This window comes from Nocardia sp. NPDC127579 (genome assembly GCF_042672005.1).
GTDB lineage: Bacteria > Actinomycetota > Actinomycetes > Mycobacteriales > Mycobacteriaceae > Nocardia.
In genome coordinates this window covers 599,119-615,572 of sequence record NZ_JBHXVZ010000001.1, presented here as the reverse complement: position 1 = coordinate 615,572, position 16,454 = coordinate 599,119, and the positions used below count along the sequence as shown (strand labels likewise).

General features: G+C 70.0%; 3 protein-coding genes. 2 read left to right on the top strand and 1 reads right to left on the bottom strand.

From position 1 onward, the window contains the following. Window positions 1-39 precede the first annotated feature (39 nt). Window positions 40-561: a hypothetical protein gene (locus tag ACFVMC_RS02465; protein WP_379206160.1), complete on the top strand. Its 522-nt coding sequence runs from the start codon at window positions 40-42 to the stop codon at window positions 559-561. Window positions 562-564: 3 nt separating this feature from the next. Here ACFVMC_RS02465 and ACFVMC_RS02460 read toward each other — a convergent pair whose 3' ends face one another. Next, window positions 565-1,212, bottom strand: coding sequence for a hypothetical protein (locus ACFVMC_RS02460; protein ID WP_379206158.1), 648 nt, complete (start codon window positions 1,210-1,212; stop codon window positions 565-567). A 337-nt stretch (window positions 1,213-1,549) separates the two neighbouring features. On the opposite strand from ACFVMC_RS02460, the gene ACFVMC_RS02455 reads away from it, so the two are divergent. Then, a complete protein-coding gene (locus tag ACFVMC_RS02455; protein WP_379207775.1) occupies window positions 1,550-16,366 on the top strand; it encodes an amino acid adenylation domain-containing protein in 14,817 nt (4,938 codons plus the stop codon). The last annotated feature ends 88 nt before the right edge of the window (window positions 16,367-16,454 follow it).

Genomic DNA, 16,454 nt, shown 5'->3' with positions numbered 1-16,454 from the left:
AACCTGTCGCGTACCGCGTGGTTCGATGACCGTTCCGGTGTGGACCGAGCAGGAGGGCGCGGCATGCACAATCTGAGCAAGGAGGAGAGCGCGCGACTACGGGACCATTTTCTGTCCTCGGTCCGGGAATTCGATGTCGAATGGGCGACGCGACCCGGTCGATTCGTGGTTCCGGGGCCTGCGGTGGGCCCGCTGGCCAGCGATCAGGGTGCGGCCCACATTCTCAACGGGTTCTCCTGGTCGGGCTATGACCAGATCTATGGGCTGACCACCGAACGTCTGGGCAAGAACAAGGCAGACCAGGCCGTACTGGTGAATCTCGAGGACATCGCCGAGTGGCGCTGGCCCGGCCGGGCGGATGTGCTGCTGGCGTCCACCGATCACATGGCCGCCGTCCTCCTCTCGACCGACGATTTCATCCTGGTCGGCGGCGACCGGGTCTTCGTGGAAACCGCGCTCGGCATGACCATCGACGAAGCGCGGACCAGCTTCGAGGCCTACGCCCGGGAGCAGGCCATGCAGGCGCCGCACCTGCCGGCCCTGGCCGAGCAATACCGCTGACTCTTATTTGCGGGCCTTGTCGACCGCGGCGACGAAGAACTTCTCCGCGGCGGCCTCGTCGAACTCCTTGGTCTGCACGGCGGCGCGTACGGCGACCGTCTTGTCGCCGACGATGGCCCAGCCGATATACGCCTTGATGGTGAAGGCGCCGAAGCCGGGGACCGAGGAGACGGTGGTGGTGCGGTAGGCGACCGCGTCGACACCATCGATCGCCGCCGGTGGCTTGCGCGGTTCCATCGTCACCTGGGAGGTGAGATGCTGGCGGTCCGGACTGGTGCTGGTGACCTGCATGTCAGGGCATTTCTCCACGGCCTCGCGGAAGACCGAGAGGTCGACCTTGGTCTTGGACACGGCCTCGAAGTAGACCGAGGGCGGCGTGCCGCCGGATGCAGCGGTGAAGGACGCCTTGTCGGTGACCTTCTCGGCCTGGCTGGTCATATCGTCGACCCGGCCCTGGCAGTCGGCGGGGGTGACCGAGTCGATGGCCTGTACCGACAGCACATCGGTCATGCGGTCACGGACTTGGTCGTCGGGGATGTCCATTTTCTTCTCGCCCTCCGGATAGTCGGGCTCCGACATCACCTCCCGCTTGCCGGTGCCGCCCTCATCGGAGGAACAAGCGGCCAGTAGCAATCCGAAGCAAATGAGCATTGACTTGCCAAGTGTCCGAATTTTCACTGGTCCAGCATGCCAGTGGCAACCGTGTTTCCGGGGCAGCGACGCTCACTCCGCTGTCTCGAGGGCTGGGTGATCCGTCCGAAATGGTAACGGTGAGCAAGTGGCTCTACGATGCTGTCCAGATAGTCGCCTGTGAAGGGGAGCACAAGAGCAGACGATCGCTGGATAGATAGGGAAGCTGCTTCATGGTGCGGGTCGAGATGTGGTTCCGGTACGTGCTGAGTGGACCGGGGCGCGCATGACCCGGCCGAGCAGAACCCGTCCCGCGAGTCGCGCGCAGCGTTCCCGGGCGCGGACGCTCCCGCAGTTGCTGACTGCCGCGGTGGAGGCGAATCCCGGCGGTGTCGCACTGTGTTTCGTCGGCGCGGAGCAGGCTCGGACTCAGCTCACCTATGCCGAACTGGATGAGCGGTCGACCCGGCTGGCGCGGTTGCTGATCGATCGCGGTATCGGGCCGGATGATCTGGTCGCGGTAGCCGTGCCGCGTTCGGTGGAGTCGGTGGTCGCGGTGTGGGCGGTGGCCAAGACCGGTGCGGGGTTCGTGCCGGTGGATCCGAGTCATCCGGCCGATCGGCTGGCGCGGGCGATCACCGACTGCGGCGCGGCGGCGGGTCTGACGATCACCTCCGTGGTCGTCCCGGGGATCCGGTGGCTGGTCATCGATGAGCCCGAGTTCCAGGCAGAACTGGCGCAGTACTCGCCGGAGCCGGTCACCTATGTGGATCGGGTGCGAATGCTGCGCCCGGAGCATCCGGCGTATGTCGTGCACACCGCGGGTGCGACGGGCAGGCCCAAGGCCGTCGTGGTCACCCAGGCCGGAATTTCGAGCTTCTGCGATGAACAGCGGGATCGGTATCGCGTCACAAGTGAGTCGCGGACACTGCATTTCGCGTCGCCGTCCTCCGGCGCGTCGGTGCTGGAGTTGCTGCTGGCTGTAGGCGGTGCCGCGACCATGGTCGCGGTTTCACCGGCGGTGGACGGCGGCGCCGAGCTGGCGGAACTGCTGGAACGCGAGCGGGTGACGCACGCGTTCCTCGCTCCCGCCGCGTTGGCGTCGGTGGATCCGAACGGCCTGGCCGAGCTGCGTGTGGTGGTGACCGGTGGTGCGGCCTGCCCCGCGGAGGTGATGTGGCGCTGGGCGTCCGGACGCGAACTGTTCAACGGTTACGGTTCGGCCGAGGCCACGGTCATGACCAACATCAGTGCGCCCGTGACCCCGGGCGAGGTGATCAGCATCGGCGGGCCGATCCGCGCGATCACCGAGTACGTTCTCGACGACCGGCTGACCCCGGTGCCCGAGGGCGAGGTCGGCGAGTTGTACATCGCCGGTGCGCAGGTGGCGCGCGGCTACCATCGACGCCCGGCGCACACCGCCGCGTGGTTCGTGGCGAATCCGTTCGAGCCCTATGGTTCTCGACTGTTTCGAACCGGCGACCTGGTGCGCTGGACGGCCGACGGGCAGCTGGAGTACCTGGGCCGCAACGATTTCCAGGTGGAATTCGACCACCTGAACGCGGCGCTGGACGCGCAGCACCCGGGTCCGATATCGCGGCCCACGCGGATCCCGCTGTCACCGGCACAACAGCGGATGTGGTTCCTCAATCGCTTCGATCCGGAATCGGCGGCGAACAATATTCCGTTCGCCATCCGGTTGTCGGGCGATTTGCGGATCGAGGCCCTACAGGCCGCCGTCGCGGACCTGATCGACCGGCACGAGTCGCTGCGGACGCACTATCCGGCCGTCGACGGCACCGGCCACCAGTCGATTCGCCCCGCGGCGGACGTTACCGGCGGCTCACTGCCCGAGCTGATCCCGCAGCCGGTCGCCGAGCACCAGCTCCAGGACTGGCTACTCGGCCACGCGCTGACCGGTTTCGATGTCACCACCGAGGTGCCGCTGCGGATGGGGCTGGCGCGGTTCAGCCCCGACGAGCATGTGCTCATCGTGGTGCTGCACCATATCGCCGCCGACGGCGCATCGGTCGCGCCGATGGTGCGCGACCTGATGACCGCCTATGCCGGCCGAGTGGCCGGGGCGGCCCCGCACTGGACGCCGCTGCCCGCGCAGTACGCCGACTACACGCTGCGGCAGCGCGAGATCCTCGGCGACGAACAGGATTCCGGCTCGGTCGCGGCCGAGCAGATCGCCTACTGGCGAACAGCGCTGGCGGGCCTGCCGGAGCGCCTCGATCTGCCCATGGACCGGCCGCGTGCGGCGGTGGCCACCGGCCTGGGCGCGGTGCACGGATTCGAGATCTCCGCCGAAACCCGGCTGGCGCTGGAAAAGCTCGCTGAAGAGAATGGCGCGTCACTGTTCACGGTGGTGCATGCCGGGCTGGCGATCCTGCTGGCGCGGCTGTCGGATACCGACGACATCGCCATCGGTACGCAGGTCGCGGGCCGGGGCGAAGGCGCGCTGGACGATCTGATCGGCACGTTCGTCAATACCCTGGTGCTGCGCACCACGATCGACCGCGCCGCGTCGTTTCGTGAACTGGTGCGGCGCACCAGGGAAACCGATCTGGCGGCGTTCTCGCATGCCGAGCTCCCGTTCGAGCGACTGGTCGAGGTGCTGGACCCGGTGCGTTCGCAGGCGCATCATCCGCTGTTCCAGGTCGCGCTGTCCTTCCAGCCCCCGACCGAGGCGACGCCGGATCCGCCCGGACTGTCCACGGAGGTCATCGATTTCGATGGCGCGCTGGCGAAGTTCGACTTGCAGCTGAGCCTCACGCCCCGCGAATCCGGCGGCGTATCGGCGTTGTTCACCTACGCCATCGATCTGTTCGACGAGCCCACCATCGCCGGTTTCGCCGACCGGCTGACCCGTGTGCTCGCCACGGCCGCCGTCGATCCGCAGCGCGCGGTCGGCGCCATCGACCTGTTCGAGCCCGCCGAGCGGCACCGAATCCTGGTGGGCTGGAACAACACCCACCGATCCGTGGCGGCTGAAACGCTGCTCGACGGCTATCGCCGCGCGGTGAGCGCCTACCCCGACGAGATCGCGCTGGAGTTCGAAGACGCGCAGCTGACCTATCGGGAGTTCGATCAGCGGGTGAACCGCCTTGCCCGCCTGCTGATCTCGCAGGGCGTGGGCCCGGAGTCGCTGGTGGGCCTGGCGGTTCGGCGTTCGCTGGATCTGGTGGTCGGCATGTACGCGGTGCTCACCGCCGGTGGTGCGTTCATGCCGCTGGACCCGGATCATCCGGCCGAGCGGATCGGCCACATTCTCGCGACCGCGCGCCCGGTCTGTGTGCTCAGCACCTCCGACGTGGTCGCGGCGCTGGGATCGGATACCCGGACCGTTCTGCTCGACACCCTGGACTTGTCCGGCTTCGCCGCGGAATCGGTTCGCCCCGAGGAACTCTCGGCTCCGCTCCGGTCCGAGCAGCTGGCCTATGTCCTGTTCACCTCGGGCTCCACCGGCCGGCCGAAAGGCGTCGCAATCTCGCACGCGGCGATCCACAACCAGATCGCCTGGATGCTGGCCGAGTATCCGCTGGGTCCCGACGATGTGTACTTCCAGAAGACGGCGACCACCTTCGACGTGTCGCTGTGGGGCTTCTTCCTGCCGCTGCGGGTCGGGGCGACACTGCTGGTGGCGACGCCGGACGGGCACCGCGATCCGCAGTACATCCAGCAGACCCTGCTCCGCGGCCGGGTCACCGTCACCGACTTCGTGCCTTCCACATTGACCGTATTCGCTACGCACACTGCGGAATTCACGGTCGACGGCACGCGCCGTTCGCCGGGCCGGCGCGCGGATTCCCCGCAGCGCTACTGGGACGCCTACCCCGCGCTGCGCTACGTGTTCGTCATCGGTGAGGCACTGACGCCGGAAACGGTCGCCGCCTGGCGGACGGTGTCGGCCGCGCCGCTGCACAACCTGTACGGGCCGACCGAGGCCGCGGTATCGGTGACCTACTGGCCCGCTTCGGCCGATGCGGTGCGGACGGTGCCGATCGGTGTGCCGCAATGGAATACCCGGGTGTACGTGCTGGATTCACGCCTGCTCCCGGTGCCGCCGGGCGTACCGGGTGAGCTGTATCTGGCCGGTGCTCAGCTGGCGCGCGGCTATCTGCGGCGGCCGGATCTGTCCGCGGATCGTTTCGTGGCCGACCCGTTCGCCGACGGTGCGCGCATGTACCGCACCGGCGATCTGGTGCGCTGGCGCGACGGGCCGCATCGGCTGGAATACCTGGGGCGCACCGATTTCCAGGTGAAGTTCCGGGGCCAGCGGATCGAGCCGGGCGAGATCGAAACCGCCCTGCTGGCACAGTCCGCGGTGAGCCAGGCGGTCGTGCTCGTCTGCACCGGGCCGACCGGTGACCAGTTGGTCGGCTATGTGGTGCCGGTGCCCGGCCGCGACGTAGATCCGGGCGAACTGCGCGCGGCCCTGAGCGCCGCGCTACCGCCCTACATGGTGCCCGCGACGATTCTGTCGCTGCCGGAGCTACCGCTCAACACCTCCGGCAAGCTCGACCGAAAGGCATTGCCCGCACCGGTTTTCGAGACCACCGCGTTCGCCGCGCCCGCCACCCCGATGGAAGCGGCGGTGGCCGAGGTCTTCGCGGAGATCCTCGGCCCGCGGGTACAGCGCATCGGCCGCGACGACGACTTCTTCGCGCTCGGCGGCAATTCGCTCAGCGCGACCCGGGTCGCCGCCCGGCTCGGCGCGGCCTTCGACACCCGACTGCCGGTCCGCGCGCTCTTCGAGGCGTCCACCGTGACCGCGCTGGCCGCGCGAATCGAGGTCGCGGCCCCCGACGGCGGCCCGCCCCTGGTCGCGGGCCCCCGACCGGATCCGATTCCACTCTCCCCGGCGCAGCAGCGGATGTGGTTCCTCAATCAGTTCGACCCCGATGCGGCGGCGTACAACCTGCCGGTGGCCGTGCGGTTGTCCGGCGATCTCGATATCGCGGCGCTGCGGGCCGCGGCCGCCGATATCGTGACCCGGCACGAGACCCTGCGCACCATCTACCCGCAGACCGCCGACGGGCCGATCCAGGTCATCCTGGCGCCCGCCGACACCACCGCGGAGCTCGGGCCGGTCGTCGTCGCGGAGAGCGAGCTCTACGAGCGGATCGCCGAGCTCGCGGGCACCGGATTCGATGTCGCCGCCGAGGTGCCGGTGCGGATGGCGCTGTTCCAGCTCGCCGAACTCGCCACGGAGTACGTACTGCTGATCGTGGTGCACCATGTCGCCGCCGACGGCTGGTCGCTGGGCCCGCTCACCCGGGACGTGATGACCGCCTACGCGGCCAGATCACAAGGCGGCGAACCGAACTGGCCGCCGCTGCCGGTGCAGTACGCCGACTACACCCTGTGGCAGCGCGCCCTGCTCGGCGAGTCCGAAGATCCCGCCTCGACCGCCGCCGCGCAGCTCGACTACTGGCGCACCGCCCTGGCCGATCTGCCCGCGGAATCGACGCTGCCGCTGGATCGGCCACGTCCGGCCGCCCAGTCCTATCAGGGCGGCGCGGTGAGCTTCCGGGTCGATGCGCGCACCCATCAGGGTCTGCGGGATCTGGCCCGCGCCTGCAACGCCACCATGTTCATGGTGGTGCACACCGCGCTGGCGGTGCTGCTGGCTCGCATGAACGGCCGCGACGATGTCGCCATCGGCACGCCGGTCGCCGGGCGCGGTGCGGCCGAACTCGACGATGTGATCGGCATGTTCGTCAATACCGTCGTCCTGCGCAGCCGGATCGCGCCGGGCGAATCGTTCGCCGGGCTGCTGAGCCGGCAGCGCGAAGCCGACCTGGCGGCGTTCGCGCACGCCGAGGTGCCGTTCGAGCAGTTGGTCGACCTGCTCGCGCCGGTTCGCTCCACCGGGCGCACGCCGCTGTTCCAGGTGGCGCTGTCGTTCTCGAATCCGCCTGCGGGCGATTTCGAACTGCCGGGCCTGAGCATCCGCGGCCTGGACGCGCCGGTCGACATCGAGCGCTTCGATCTACAGCTCAATATCGCCGAGGGCGCGGCGGGCGGCTCCGACGGCATGGCGGGCCAGCTCAGCTACGCCCTGGATCTGTTCGATGTGGCCACCATTCGGACCTTCGCCGAGCGATTCGTCCGGCTGCTGCGCGAGATCGCCGCGAATCCGGCGGTGGCGGTGGGCGATCTGCGTCTGCTGTCGGATATCGAGACCGATCGGCTGATCCGGATGAGCGGTCCGGCGGTGACCGCCGTCGGCACGCTGCCCGATATTCTCGCCGCTGCCGCCGCGCGGGAACCGGATCGCATTGCCGTGCGATGCGGTGACCGATCGCTGACCTACCTCGAATTGGATGCCCGCTCCTCGCGTTTGGCGCGGGAGCTGATCGCCCGCGAGATCGGGCCGGGGGATCTGGTGGCCATCGGCGTACCGCGCTCGATCGAGTCCGTGCTGGCGTTGTGGGCCGTCGCGAAGTCCGGTGCCGGTTTCGTGCCGGTGGATCCGGCCTATCCCGCGGAGCGGATCGCGCACATGCTCACCGATTCCGGTGCCGCGCTGGGGCTTACCGTGAAGTCGGCCCGCGACGACCTGCTCGATGTCGTCACGTGGCTCGATCTCGATCAGGTCGATAGCGAACAGTGCAGTGCCGCACCGATTTCCGATGCCGAGCGGGTACGGCCGCTGCGCGCCGCGAATGTGGCCTACCTGGTGTACACCTCCGGCTCCACCGGCGTGCCCAAGGGCGTCGCCGTCACCCATGCGGGCCTGGCGGGCTACTGCGCCGAGCAGTGCGAAAGGTTCGCGCTGACACCGGATTCCCGCACGCTGCACGCCGCGACGCCCAGCTTCGACGGCGCGGTGCTGGAATTGCTGCTGGCCACCGGCGCGGCCGGCACCATGGTGGTCGTCCCGACCGACGTGTACGGCGGCGCGGACCTGGCGAATCTGCTGCGTGCCGAACGGGTTACGCACATGTTCCTCACCGCGGCCGTGCTGGCCTCGATCGATCCGGCCCGGCTGACGGAGCTGCGGGCGGTGTTCACCGGCGGCGAGAGCTGGTCGCCGGATCTGGTGCGATGCTGGGCCGTCGACGGCCGGCGCTTCCACAATGCGTACGGCCCCACCGAGACCACGATCATTGTGAACTTCAGCGAGGCACTGGCGCCGGGGGCCGACCTGACCATCGGCGCGCCGATCCGCGGTGTCACCGAATGGGTGCTCGACGAGCGCCTGCACCCCGTGCCCGTAGGCGTGGCCGGTGAGCTCTACATCGCCGGTGACCAGCTCGCCAACGGCTATCACCGGCGTCCGGGGTTGAGCGCGAGCCGGTTCGTCGCCTGCCCCTGGCTGCCCGGCGCCCGGATGTATCGGACCGGCGACGTAGTCCGGTGGAACCGCAGCGGTGCGATCGAGTTCGTGGGGCGCAACGACTTCCAGGTGAAGGTGCGTGGATTCCGGATCGAACCCGGTGAGATCGACGCCGTGCTCGCCGCGCACGGCACCGTCGACTTCGCGGTCACGCTGGGCCGCAAGTCGGCCAGCGGCACCACCGTGCTGGTGTCCTATGTGCACGCCGCGCCCAGGCAGACCGTCGATGTCGCCGAGCTGACCGGTTACGCGCAGCAGCGGATGCCCGCGTACATGGTGCCGGCCTCGATCATCGTGCTGGACCGGATCCCGCTCACCCCGGTCGGCAAGCTCGATCGAAAAGCGTTGCCGGAGCCGGTCTTCGAGACCGCGCTGTACCGGGCGCCGGTCACCTCGGCGCAGCAGGCGGTCGCCGAGGTATACGCCGAGGTACTCGGGCTGGAGCAGGTCGGCGTGGACGACGATTTCTTCGCACTCGGCGGCAATTCGCTCAGTGCCACCCGGGTGACCGCCCGGCTGGCCACCGCCCTGGACACCGAGGTGCCGGTGCGGTTGCTGTTCGAGGCGCCGACAGTCGAGGCCCTGGCCGAGCGACTGGCCGACTCGACCGGCACCGCCACGAAACCGCCCCTGGCGGCCGCGCCACGCCCGCAACGGATTCCGCTGTCGTTGGCGCAGCAGCGGATGTGGTTCCTCAACCAGTTCGACACCGCCTCGGCCGCCTACAACATCCCGGTCGCCGTCCGTTTGACCGGCACGCTGGACCTGGACGCGCTGAAGCTGGCGCTGGCGGACGTGATCGGGCGGCACGAGATCCTGCGCACCTTCTATCCGAAGCCCGGTCCCGAGACCGGCGCTACCGGCCCGATCCAGGCGATCCAGCCCGCGGCCGCGGCGGTGCCAACGCTCGCGCCGGTCGATGTGCCCGCTGCCGAGCTGATCGAGCGGGTGACCGGGCTGGCAAACACCGCTTTCGATGTCGCCATCGAGGTCCCGCTGCGGGTCGCGCTGCTGCGTGTGGACGGCGCCGCCGAGGACCACGTGATCGTGTTCGTGGTGCACCACATCGCCGGTGACGGCTGGTCGATGGGCCCGCTGACCCGCGATTTCATGAGTGCCTACGCCGCCCGCGTACACGGCGCGGCACCCGGCTGGGCGCCGCTGCCGGTGCAGTACGCCGACTTCAGCGTGTGGCAGCGCGCCGTGCTCGGCGCCGAGGACGACCCGGAATCGCCGGCCGCCGCGCAGATCGCGTTCTGGCAGCGCGAATTGGCCGGGCTGCCCGAGGAATCCACCGTGGCGGGCGATCGTCCCCGGCCGGGGAAGCCCAGCTTCCACGGCGGCACGGTCGATTTCGTGGTCGATGCCGCGGTGCGCGACGCGCTCGCCGAGCTCGCCCGCGCGCGCAATGCCACCCTGTTCATGGTGGTGCACACGGCGCTCGCCGTGCTGCTGTCCCGGCTGTCGGGCGCGGACGACATCGCCATCGGCACCCCGGTCGCCGGGCGTGGCGACGCCGCCCTCGACGACCTGATCGGCATGTTCGTCAACACCGTGGTGCTGCGCAGCACGCTCGCGCCCGGTGAGTCCTTCGCCGAGCTGCTGACCCGGCAGCGCGAACGGGATCTGGCCGCGTTCGCGCACGCCGACATCCCGTTCGAACGGCTGGTCGACGTGCTCGCTCCGGAGCGCTCGACGGCCCGCACCCCGCTGTTCCAGGTGATGCTGGCATTCCGGAATCTGCCCGGCGACACCTTCGACCTTCCCGGACTGACCGTGGGCGCAGTCGATTTCGATCCCGAAGTGGAGAAGTTCGACCTGTCGGTGACCGTGCGCGAGCGGCCCGAGGGGTTGCGGTGCCGCCTGTCCTACGCCACCGATCTGTACGACGCGGCCACGGCCACCGTGATCGCCGAGCGCTGGCAGCGGGTGCTGACCGGGATCGCCGCCGATCCGGCGATCCCGGTGGGCGCGATCGAGGTGCTCGCCGCCACCGAACGCGCGGATCTGGTGTCGCGCACCGGGCCGCCCGCTGTGCCCGCGCGCACGCTGTCGGAACTGCTGGCCGAGGCCGCGGCGATCAACCCGTTCGCCCCGGCGGTGGTCGCGGCCGGCGGCGCCCTCGCCTACGGCGAGTTGGATGAGCGTTCGAATAGGCTGGCGCGCTTGCTGATCGGCTCCGGGCTCGGCCCCGAGGATCTCGTGGCGGTCGCCATTCCGCGCTCGGTGGAGTCGGTGTCGACCGCCTGGGCGGTGGCCAAGTCCGGCGCGGCGTTCGTGCCGATCGACCCGGCCTACCCCGCCGACCGGATCGCCCACCTGGTCGCCGATTCCGGTTCCGCCCTGGGTATTACGGTCGCCGCGGTGCGTGACGACCTACCGGGCACGGTGCGCTGGCTGGTGCTCGAGGAGCTCGACACCGACCACCTGGACCGGGCTCCGATCACCGACGCGGACCGGCTCCGGCCGCTGCGTCCGGCGCATCCGGCCTACGTCACCTACACCTCCGGTTCCACCGGCGGACCCAAGGGCGTGCTGATCACCCACGCCGGTCTGGCCAACTTCAGCACCGAGCAGGTCGAGCGCTACCACCTCGACTCCGATTCGCGGGCACTGCATTTCGCGTCGCCGAGCTTCGACGCGTCGATCCTGGAATTGCTGCTGGCCGGAGCGCGCGGTGGTGCGCTGGTGGTGGTGCCGCCGCGCGTGTACGGCGGCGCGGAGCTGTCTGCGCTGATCCGCGACGAACGGGTCACCCACGCCTTCCTCACCCCGTCCGCGCTGGCCACCCTCGATCCGTCCGGGCTGGACAGCTTGCGCGTGATGGTGGCCGGCGGCGAGGTCTGCCCGCCCGAGCTGGTCGCGAAATGGGCCGCCGCGCTGCCGAACTGCGCGTTCCACAACGGGTACGGCCCGACCGAGACCACCATCATGACCACCATCAGCGCTCCCTTGTCCACAGGCGCGCCGGTCACCATCGGCGGCCCGATTCGCGGTATGCGCACGCTGATCCTGGATGCCGGGCTGCGACCGGTCCCGGTGGGTGTCGCGGGGGAGCTGTACCTGTCGGGTATTCAGCTGGCGCGCGGCTACCACGCCCGGCCCGGTCTGACCGCCGGACGGTTCGTGGCGAACCCGTATGTCGCGGGTGAGCGCATGTACCGCACCGGCGATGTGGCCCGCTGGTCGGCGAGCGGTGCGGTCGAGTACGTCGGGCGCTCCGACTTCCAGGTCAAGATCCGTGGTTTCCGGGTCGAGCTCGGCGAGATCGACGCGGCCCTGTCCACCTTCGACACCGTCGAGTTCGCGGTCACCGTCGGCCACCGGAATTCGGCGGGCGTGGTCGCGCTGGTCGCGTATGTGATTGCGGCACCGGGTTGTTCGATCGATATTCCAGATCTGACCGCGCATGTCGAGCGGCAACTGCCCGCCTACCTGGTGCCGTCGTCGATCATGGTGCTCGACGCCGTCCCGCTCACCCCGGTCGGCAAGCTCGACCGCGGGGCGCTGCCGGAACCGGTGTTCGCGACCACGGTGTCGCGGGAGCCGATCAGTGCGCTCGAGGCCCGGCTGGCCCAGCTGTTCGCGCAGGTACTCGGGCTGGAGCGGGTCGGCGTGGACGACTCGTTCTTCGCCGTGGGCGGCGACAGCCTGCTGTCCATCGAGCTGGTGTCGCGGGCCGCGGCCGCGGGCCTCGTGTTCACCCCGCGCGATGTGTTCGAGCAGCGCACCGTCGCCGGGCTGGCGCAGGTCGCCGTCGAGGCCACCGAAGCGGTTGTGCTGGAAGAACTTCCCGGTGCGGGCATCGGCGTCGTGCCGCTCACCCCCGGGCTCGCCGCGCAGCTGCGGCACGGGGCGTTCGACCGCTTCTTCGGGTCCAGGATGCTGGGCCTGCCCGACGATATCGACGAGGCCGGACTGGTGCAGACCATCGCGGCCGTGATCGACCACCACGATGTGCTGCGGTCCCGGGTGCGACATATCGACGGGGAGTGGACCTTCGAGACACTGCCCACCGGCGCGCTGGAGATGGCCGACCTGATCACCCGCACCGACCTGCCCGCCGAGATCAGCGTCGAGGATTTGCGTTTCGTGGCCCGCGAGGCGATGGAAGCCACTGTCGCGGAACTGGATCCGGGTGCGGGCCGGATGCTCGCGCTCACCTGGCTGCACCGGCCCGCGGGCCGAGATCTGCTCGTGGTGGCCGCGCACCGCTACGTCATCGACGACATCTCCTGGCGCATTGTCACCGCGGACCTGGCGCTCGCCTGGTCGCAGCGCGCGGCGGGGCAGCCCATCGCCCTGCCCGCCAACGGCACCTCGTTCCGCCGCTGGGCACACGGTCTGGCCGATCTGGCGGCGAGCCGCCGCCCCGAGCTGGACTACTGGAAAACCGTCCTGGCGACACCGGATTCGCTGCTCGGTGACCGCGCCCTCGATCCGGCTGCCGACACCCTCGCCACGGTCCGGCGGGTGGAAATCCAGGTGCCCGCCGACACCGCGGAGATCGTGCTCGCCAAGCTGCCCGCGCTCTACCACGCCGGTGTCGATGCCGGTCTGCTGACCGCACTTGCCCTGGCCGTATACGCCTGGCGCGCCCGTCGCGGCGTCCGCGCCCCGGCGACCCTGGTGCAACTCGAAGGCCACGGACGCGCGGAAGCGATGCTGCCGGGCAGCGATCTCGCGCGCACCATCGGCTGGTTCCGCACCGGGTACCCGGCGGCCCTGGATCTGAGCCGGGTCGATATCGACGCCGCCTTCGACGGTGGCGAGGCCACCGGTGCCGCGGTGAAGGCGATCAAGGAGCAATTGCTCGCCGTGCCCGATCAAGGGCTCGGCTACGGCCTGCTCCGGCATCTGAACCCCGAGACCGCGGATGAACTTCCCGGACAGCTCGGCCAGATCAGCTTCGACTACTCCGGCCGCGTCTGCGCCGACGGTGTCCCCGAGGGCCCGACCGCGCTCGGCTGGATGCCGACCGGCGAAGCGGGACAGCACGATCCGGAACAGGACGAGGCCATGCCCGCGCGGGCGGTGGTCGATATCGTCGCCGTCGCTGTCGACGGCGACGACGGGCCGCGCATCGACGTCTCGTTCCGCTACGCCTCCGAAATCGTCGGCGAAGCCCAAGTACGGGAGCTGGCGCAGGACTGGCTGTCGGCGCTGGAAGCCCTGGCCTGGCACGCCGAACATCCGGCCTCCGGCGGGCTCACGCCCTCGGATGTGCCGCTGGTGCGTGTCGAGCAGGGCGAGATCGATGCCTGGCAGCGCGCCTACCCGAGCCTGTCCGATGTACTGCCGCTCGCGCCGCTACCGGCGGAGCTGCTGGACCGCGCGGCATCGGCCGCGGCCGTCGACGACCACATCGTCCAGTCCACCCTGGAATTGACCGGCAGCATCTACATCGATCGCATGCAGCGCGCCGCCCAGGCCGTGGTGGACCGGCACGCCAATCTGCGTGTCGCCTTCGGCGCCGCCGCCGACGGCACCCCGGTACAGCTGGTGCTCGACACGGCCGAGGTGGGCTGGCAGGCCATCGACGGTGTACCGGACGAACAGCTGACCGAGGTGCTCGCCGCCGAACAGCGGCGCCGCTTCGATCCGGCGGTCGCGCCCATGGTGCGTTTCGCCATGCACCGCACGCTGTCCGGGCGCAGTTTTCTCACGCTGACCACCCATCACCTCCTGGTCGACGGCCGGTCCCTGCCGCTGCTGATGAAGGATCTGCTCGCGCTGTACGGCACGCGAGGCGATGCCGCCACCCTGCCGCCGGTGCGGCCCTATCGCGACTACCTGGTCTGGCTGTCGCGCCAGGATCGGGCGGCGTCGCTGCGGGCCTGGACCGCCGCGCTGTCCGGGGTGGAGCCGACGCCGCTCGCGCCCGCCCTGCCCGCCCCGCTCGTGCCCGGAACGGGCGTGGGCTCCACCGAGTTCGAGCTGTCCCCGGCGGAGACAACTGCGCTGTCCCGGTTCGCGACGGCGGCCGGAGTCACCGCGGCGACCGTGGTGCAGGCGGCGTGGGCGCTGGTCATCGCGAGCTGCACCGCCCGGGACGAAGCCGTGTTCGGCGCGGCGGTCTCCGGTCGCCCACCGCGACTGGACGGCGTCGAGGAGATGGTCGGGGTCTTCGGCGGCACTCTTCCGGTCCGGGTGCGCTTCGTCCCGAGCTGGACGGTGCGAGACCTGGTGCGCCACTTGCAGACCGAACAGGCCGCGCTGCTGGATCACCTCGGTGTCGGGTCCGCCGAGATCCAGCGTGGTCTCGGCGTCGAGAACCTGTTCGACTCGCTGCTGGTCTTCGAGTCCGACCCGGTCGATGTCGAAGGGCTGCCCGCGGCCGGGAACACCGTCGACGGCATGAGCATCGCCGACCTGAAAGTGGTCGAGCACAGCCACTATCCGCTCACCGTGCGGATCAGGCTCGAGGCCACGCTGCGCGTCGAGCTGCTGCATCAGCGGTCGACGCTGAACAACGCGGTCGCGGGCGCGGTGGCCGAACGACTACGCATGCTGGTCAACGGATTCGCCGAGGCGCCTGAACGCACCCTGGCCGCGACCACGCTGCTGCTCGGCGCCGAGGATCGAATCCTGGCTTCGCTCAACGACACCGACGCCCCGGAGCCGGCCCCGGACGCCACCTTGCTGTCGCTGTTCCACGAGCAGTGCGCCCGCACGCCGCAGGCGCCTGCGCTCACCTTCGGTGACCAGACCCTGAGCTACGCCGAACTCCACTATCGGGCGCGATCGCTGGCCGGAGCCCTGGTCCGGCGCGGCGCGGGACCCGAGATCCTGGTCGCCGTGGCCATGCGCCGGTCCCTCGAGCTGGTGGTGGCGATCTACGCGGTACTGGAATCGGGTGCGGGATACGTCCCGATCGATCCCGACCATCCGGTGGAGCGCACCGAACAGGTGCTGGCGGGCGCGCGCCCGCGCTTCGTGCTCACCACCGCCGGAGACGGATTCGAAACCGGCACGGGCACGGAGGTACTCGATATCGCTGAGCTCGATCCCACCGGCGCGGACCTGCCGCAGCCCGGCCCCGGCAATCTCGCGTACGTCAACTACCCCTCCCGTTCCACGGGGCGCCTCGTGATGGTCACCCATCGGCAGCTGGTCAACCAATTCCGCTGGGCCCAAACGGTGTACCCGCACGGCCCCGGTGACGTGGTCCTGCACCAGACGCCGATCACCTCCGACATCGCCGCCTGGGAGTTGTTCTGGCCCTTGCAGACCGGCGCGCGCGTGGTACTCGCCGCGCCCGGCGGGCATCGTGATCCGCGCTATCTGGCCGAGCTGATGGCGGCCGAGCGGGTCAGCACGGTGCACTTCGCGCCGTCGACTCTCGACGAGTTCCTGGACCTGGGCGTCGACCTGCCCGCCGCGCCCGCCCGGATCTTCGCCGCGGGTGCGGCGCTGAGCGCGAGCACGGTGCTGCGATGCGCTGCGGTCCTGCCCGCGGCTCTGCACAATTGGTACCGCCTGGCCGAGGCCGCGGTGGTCACCGCGTTCTGGACGCGTCCCTCGGAGCCGGACGCGGCGGTTCCGATCGGCACCCCGGTGGCCAACACCCGGGTCTACGTACTGGACCGGCAGCTGCGGCAGGTGCCGGTCGGCGCGCCGGGCGAGTTGTACGTGGCCGGTGTGCAGGTGGCGCGCGGGTATCTCGGTGCGCCTGCGCTCACGGCGCAGCGGTTCGTCGCCAGCCCCTTCACGGCGGGAGAGCGGCTGTATCGCAGCGGCGATATCGTGCGGCTGTCCCGCGGTGGTCTGGAGTATCTCGGCGCCGCCGTGCCGGACCCGGCCGCGGCCCAGGACACGAGTTCATGACCCGGCCCGGCGCCTCGAGCCGGATCGGGCCGATTCTGGATAAACTGCTGCGCGGAGCTCAGGGCGAGAAAATGCCCTCTGTTGTCCG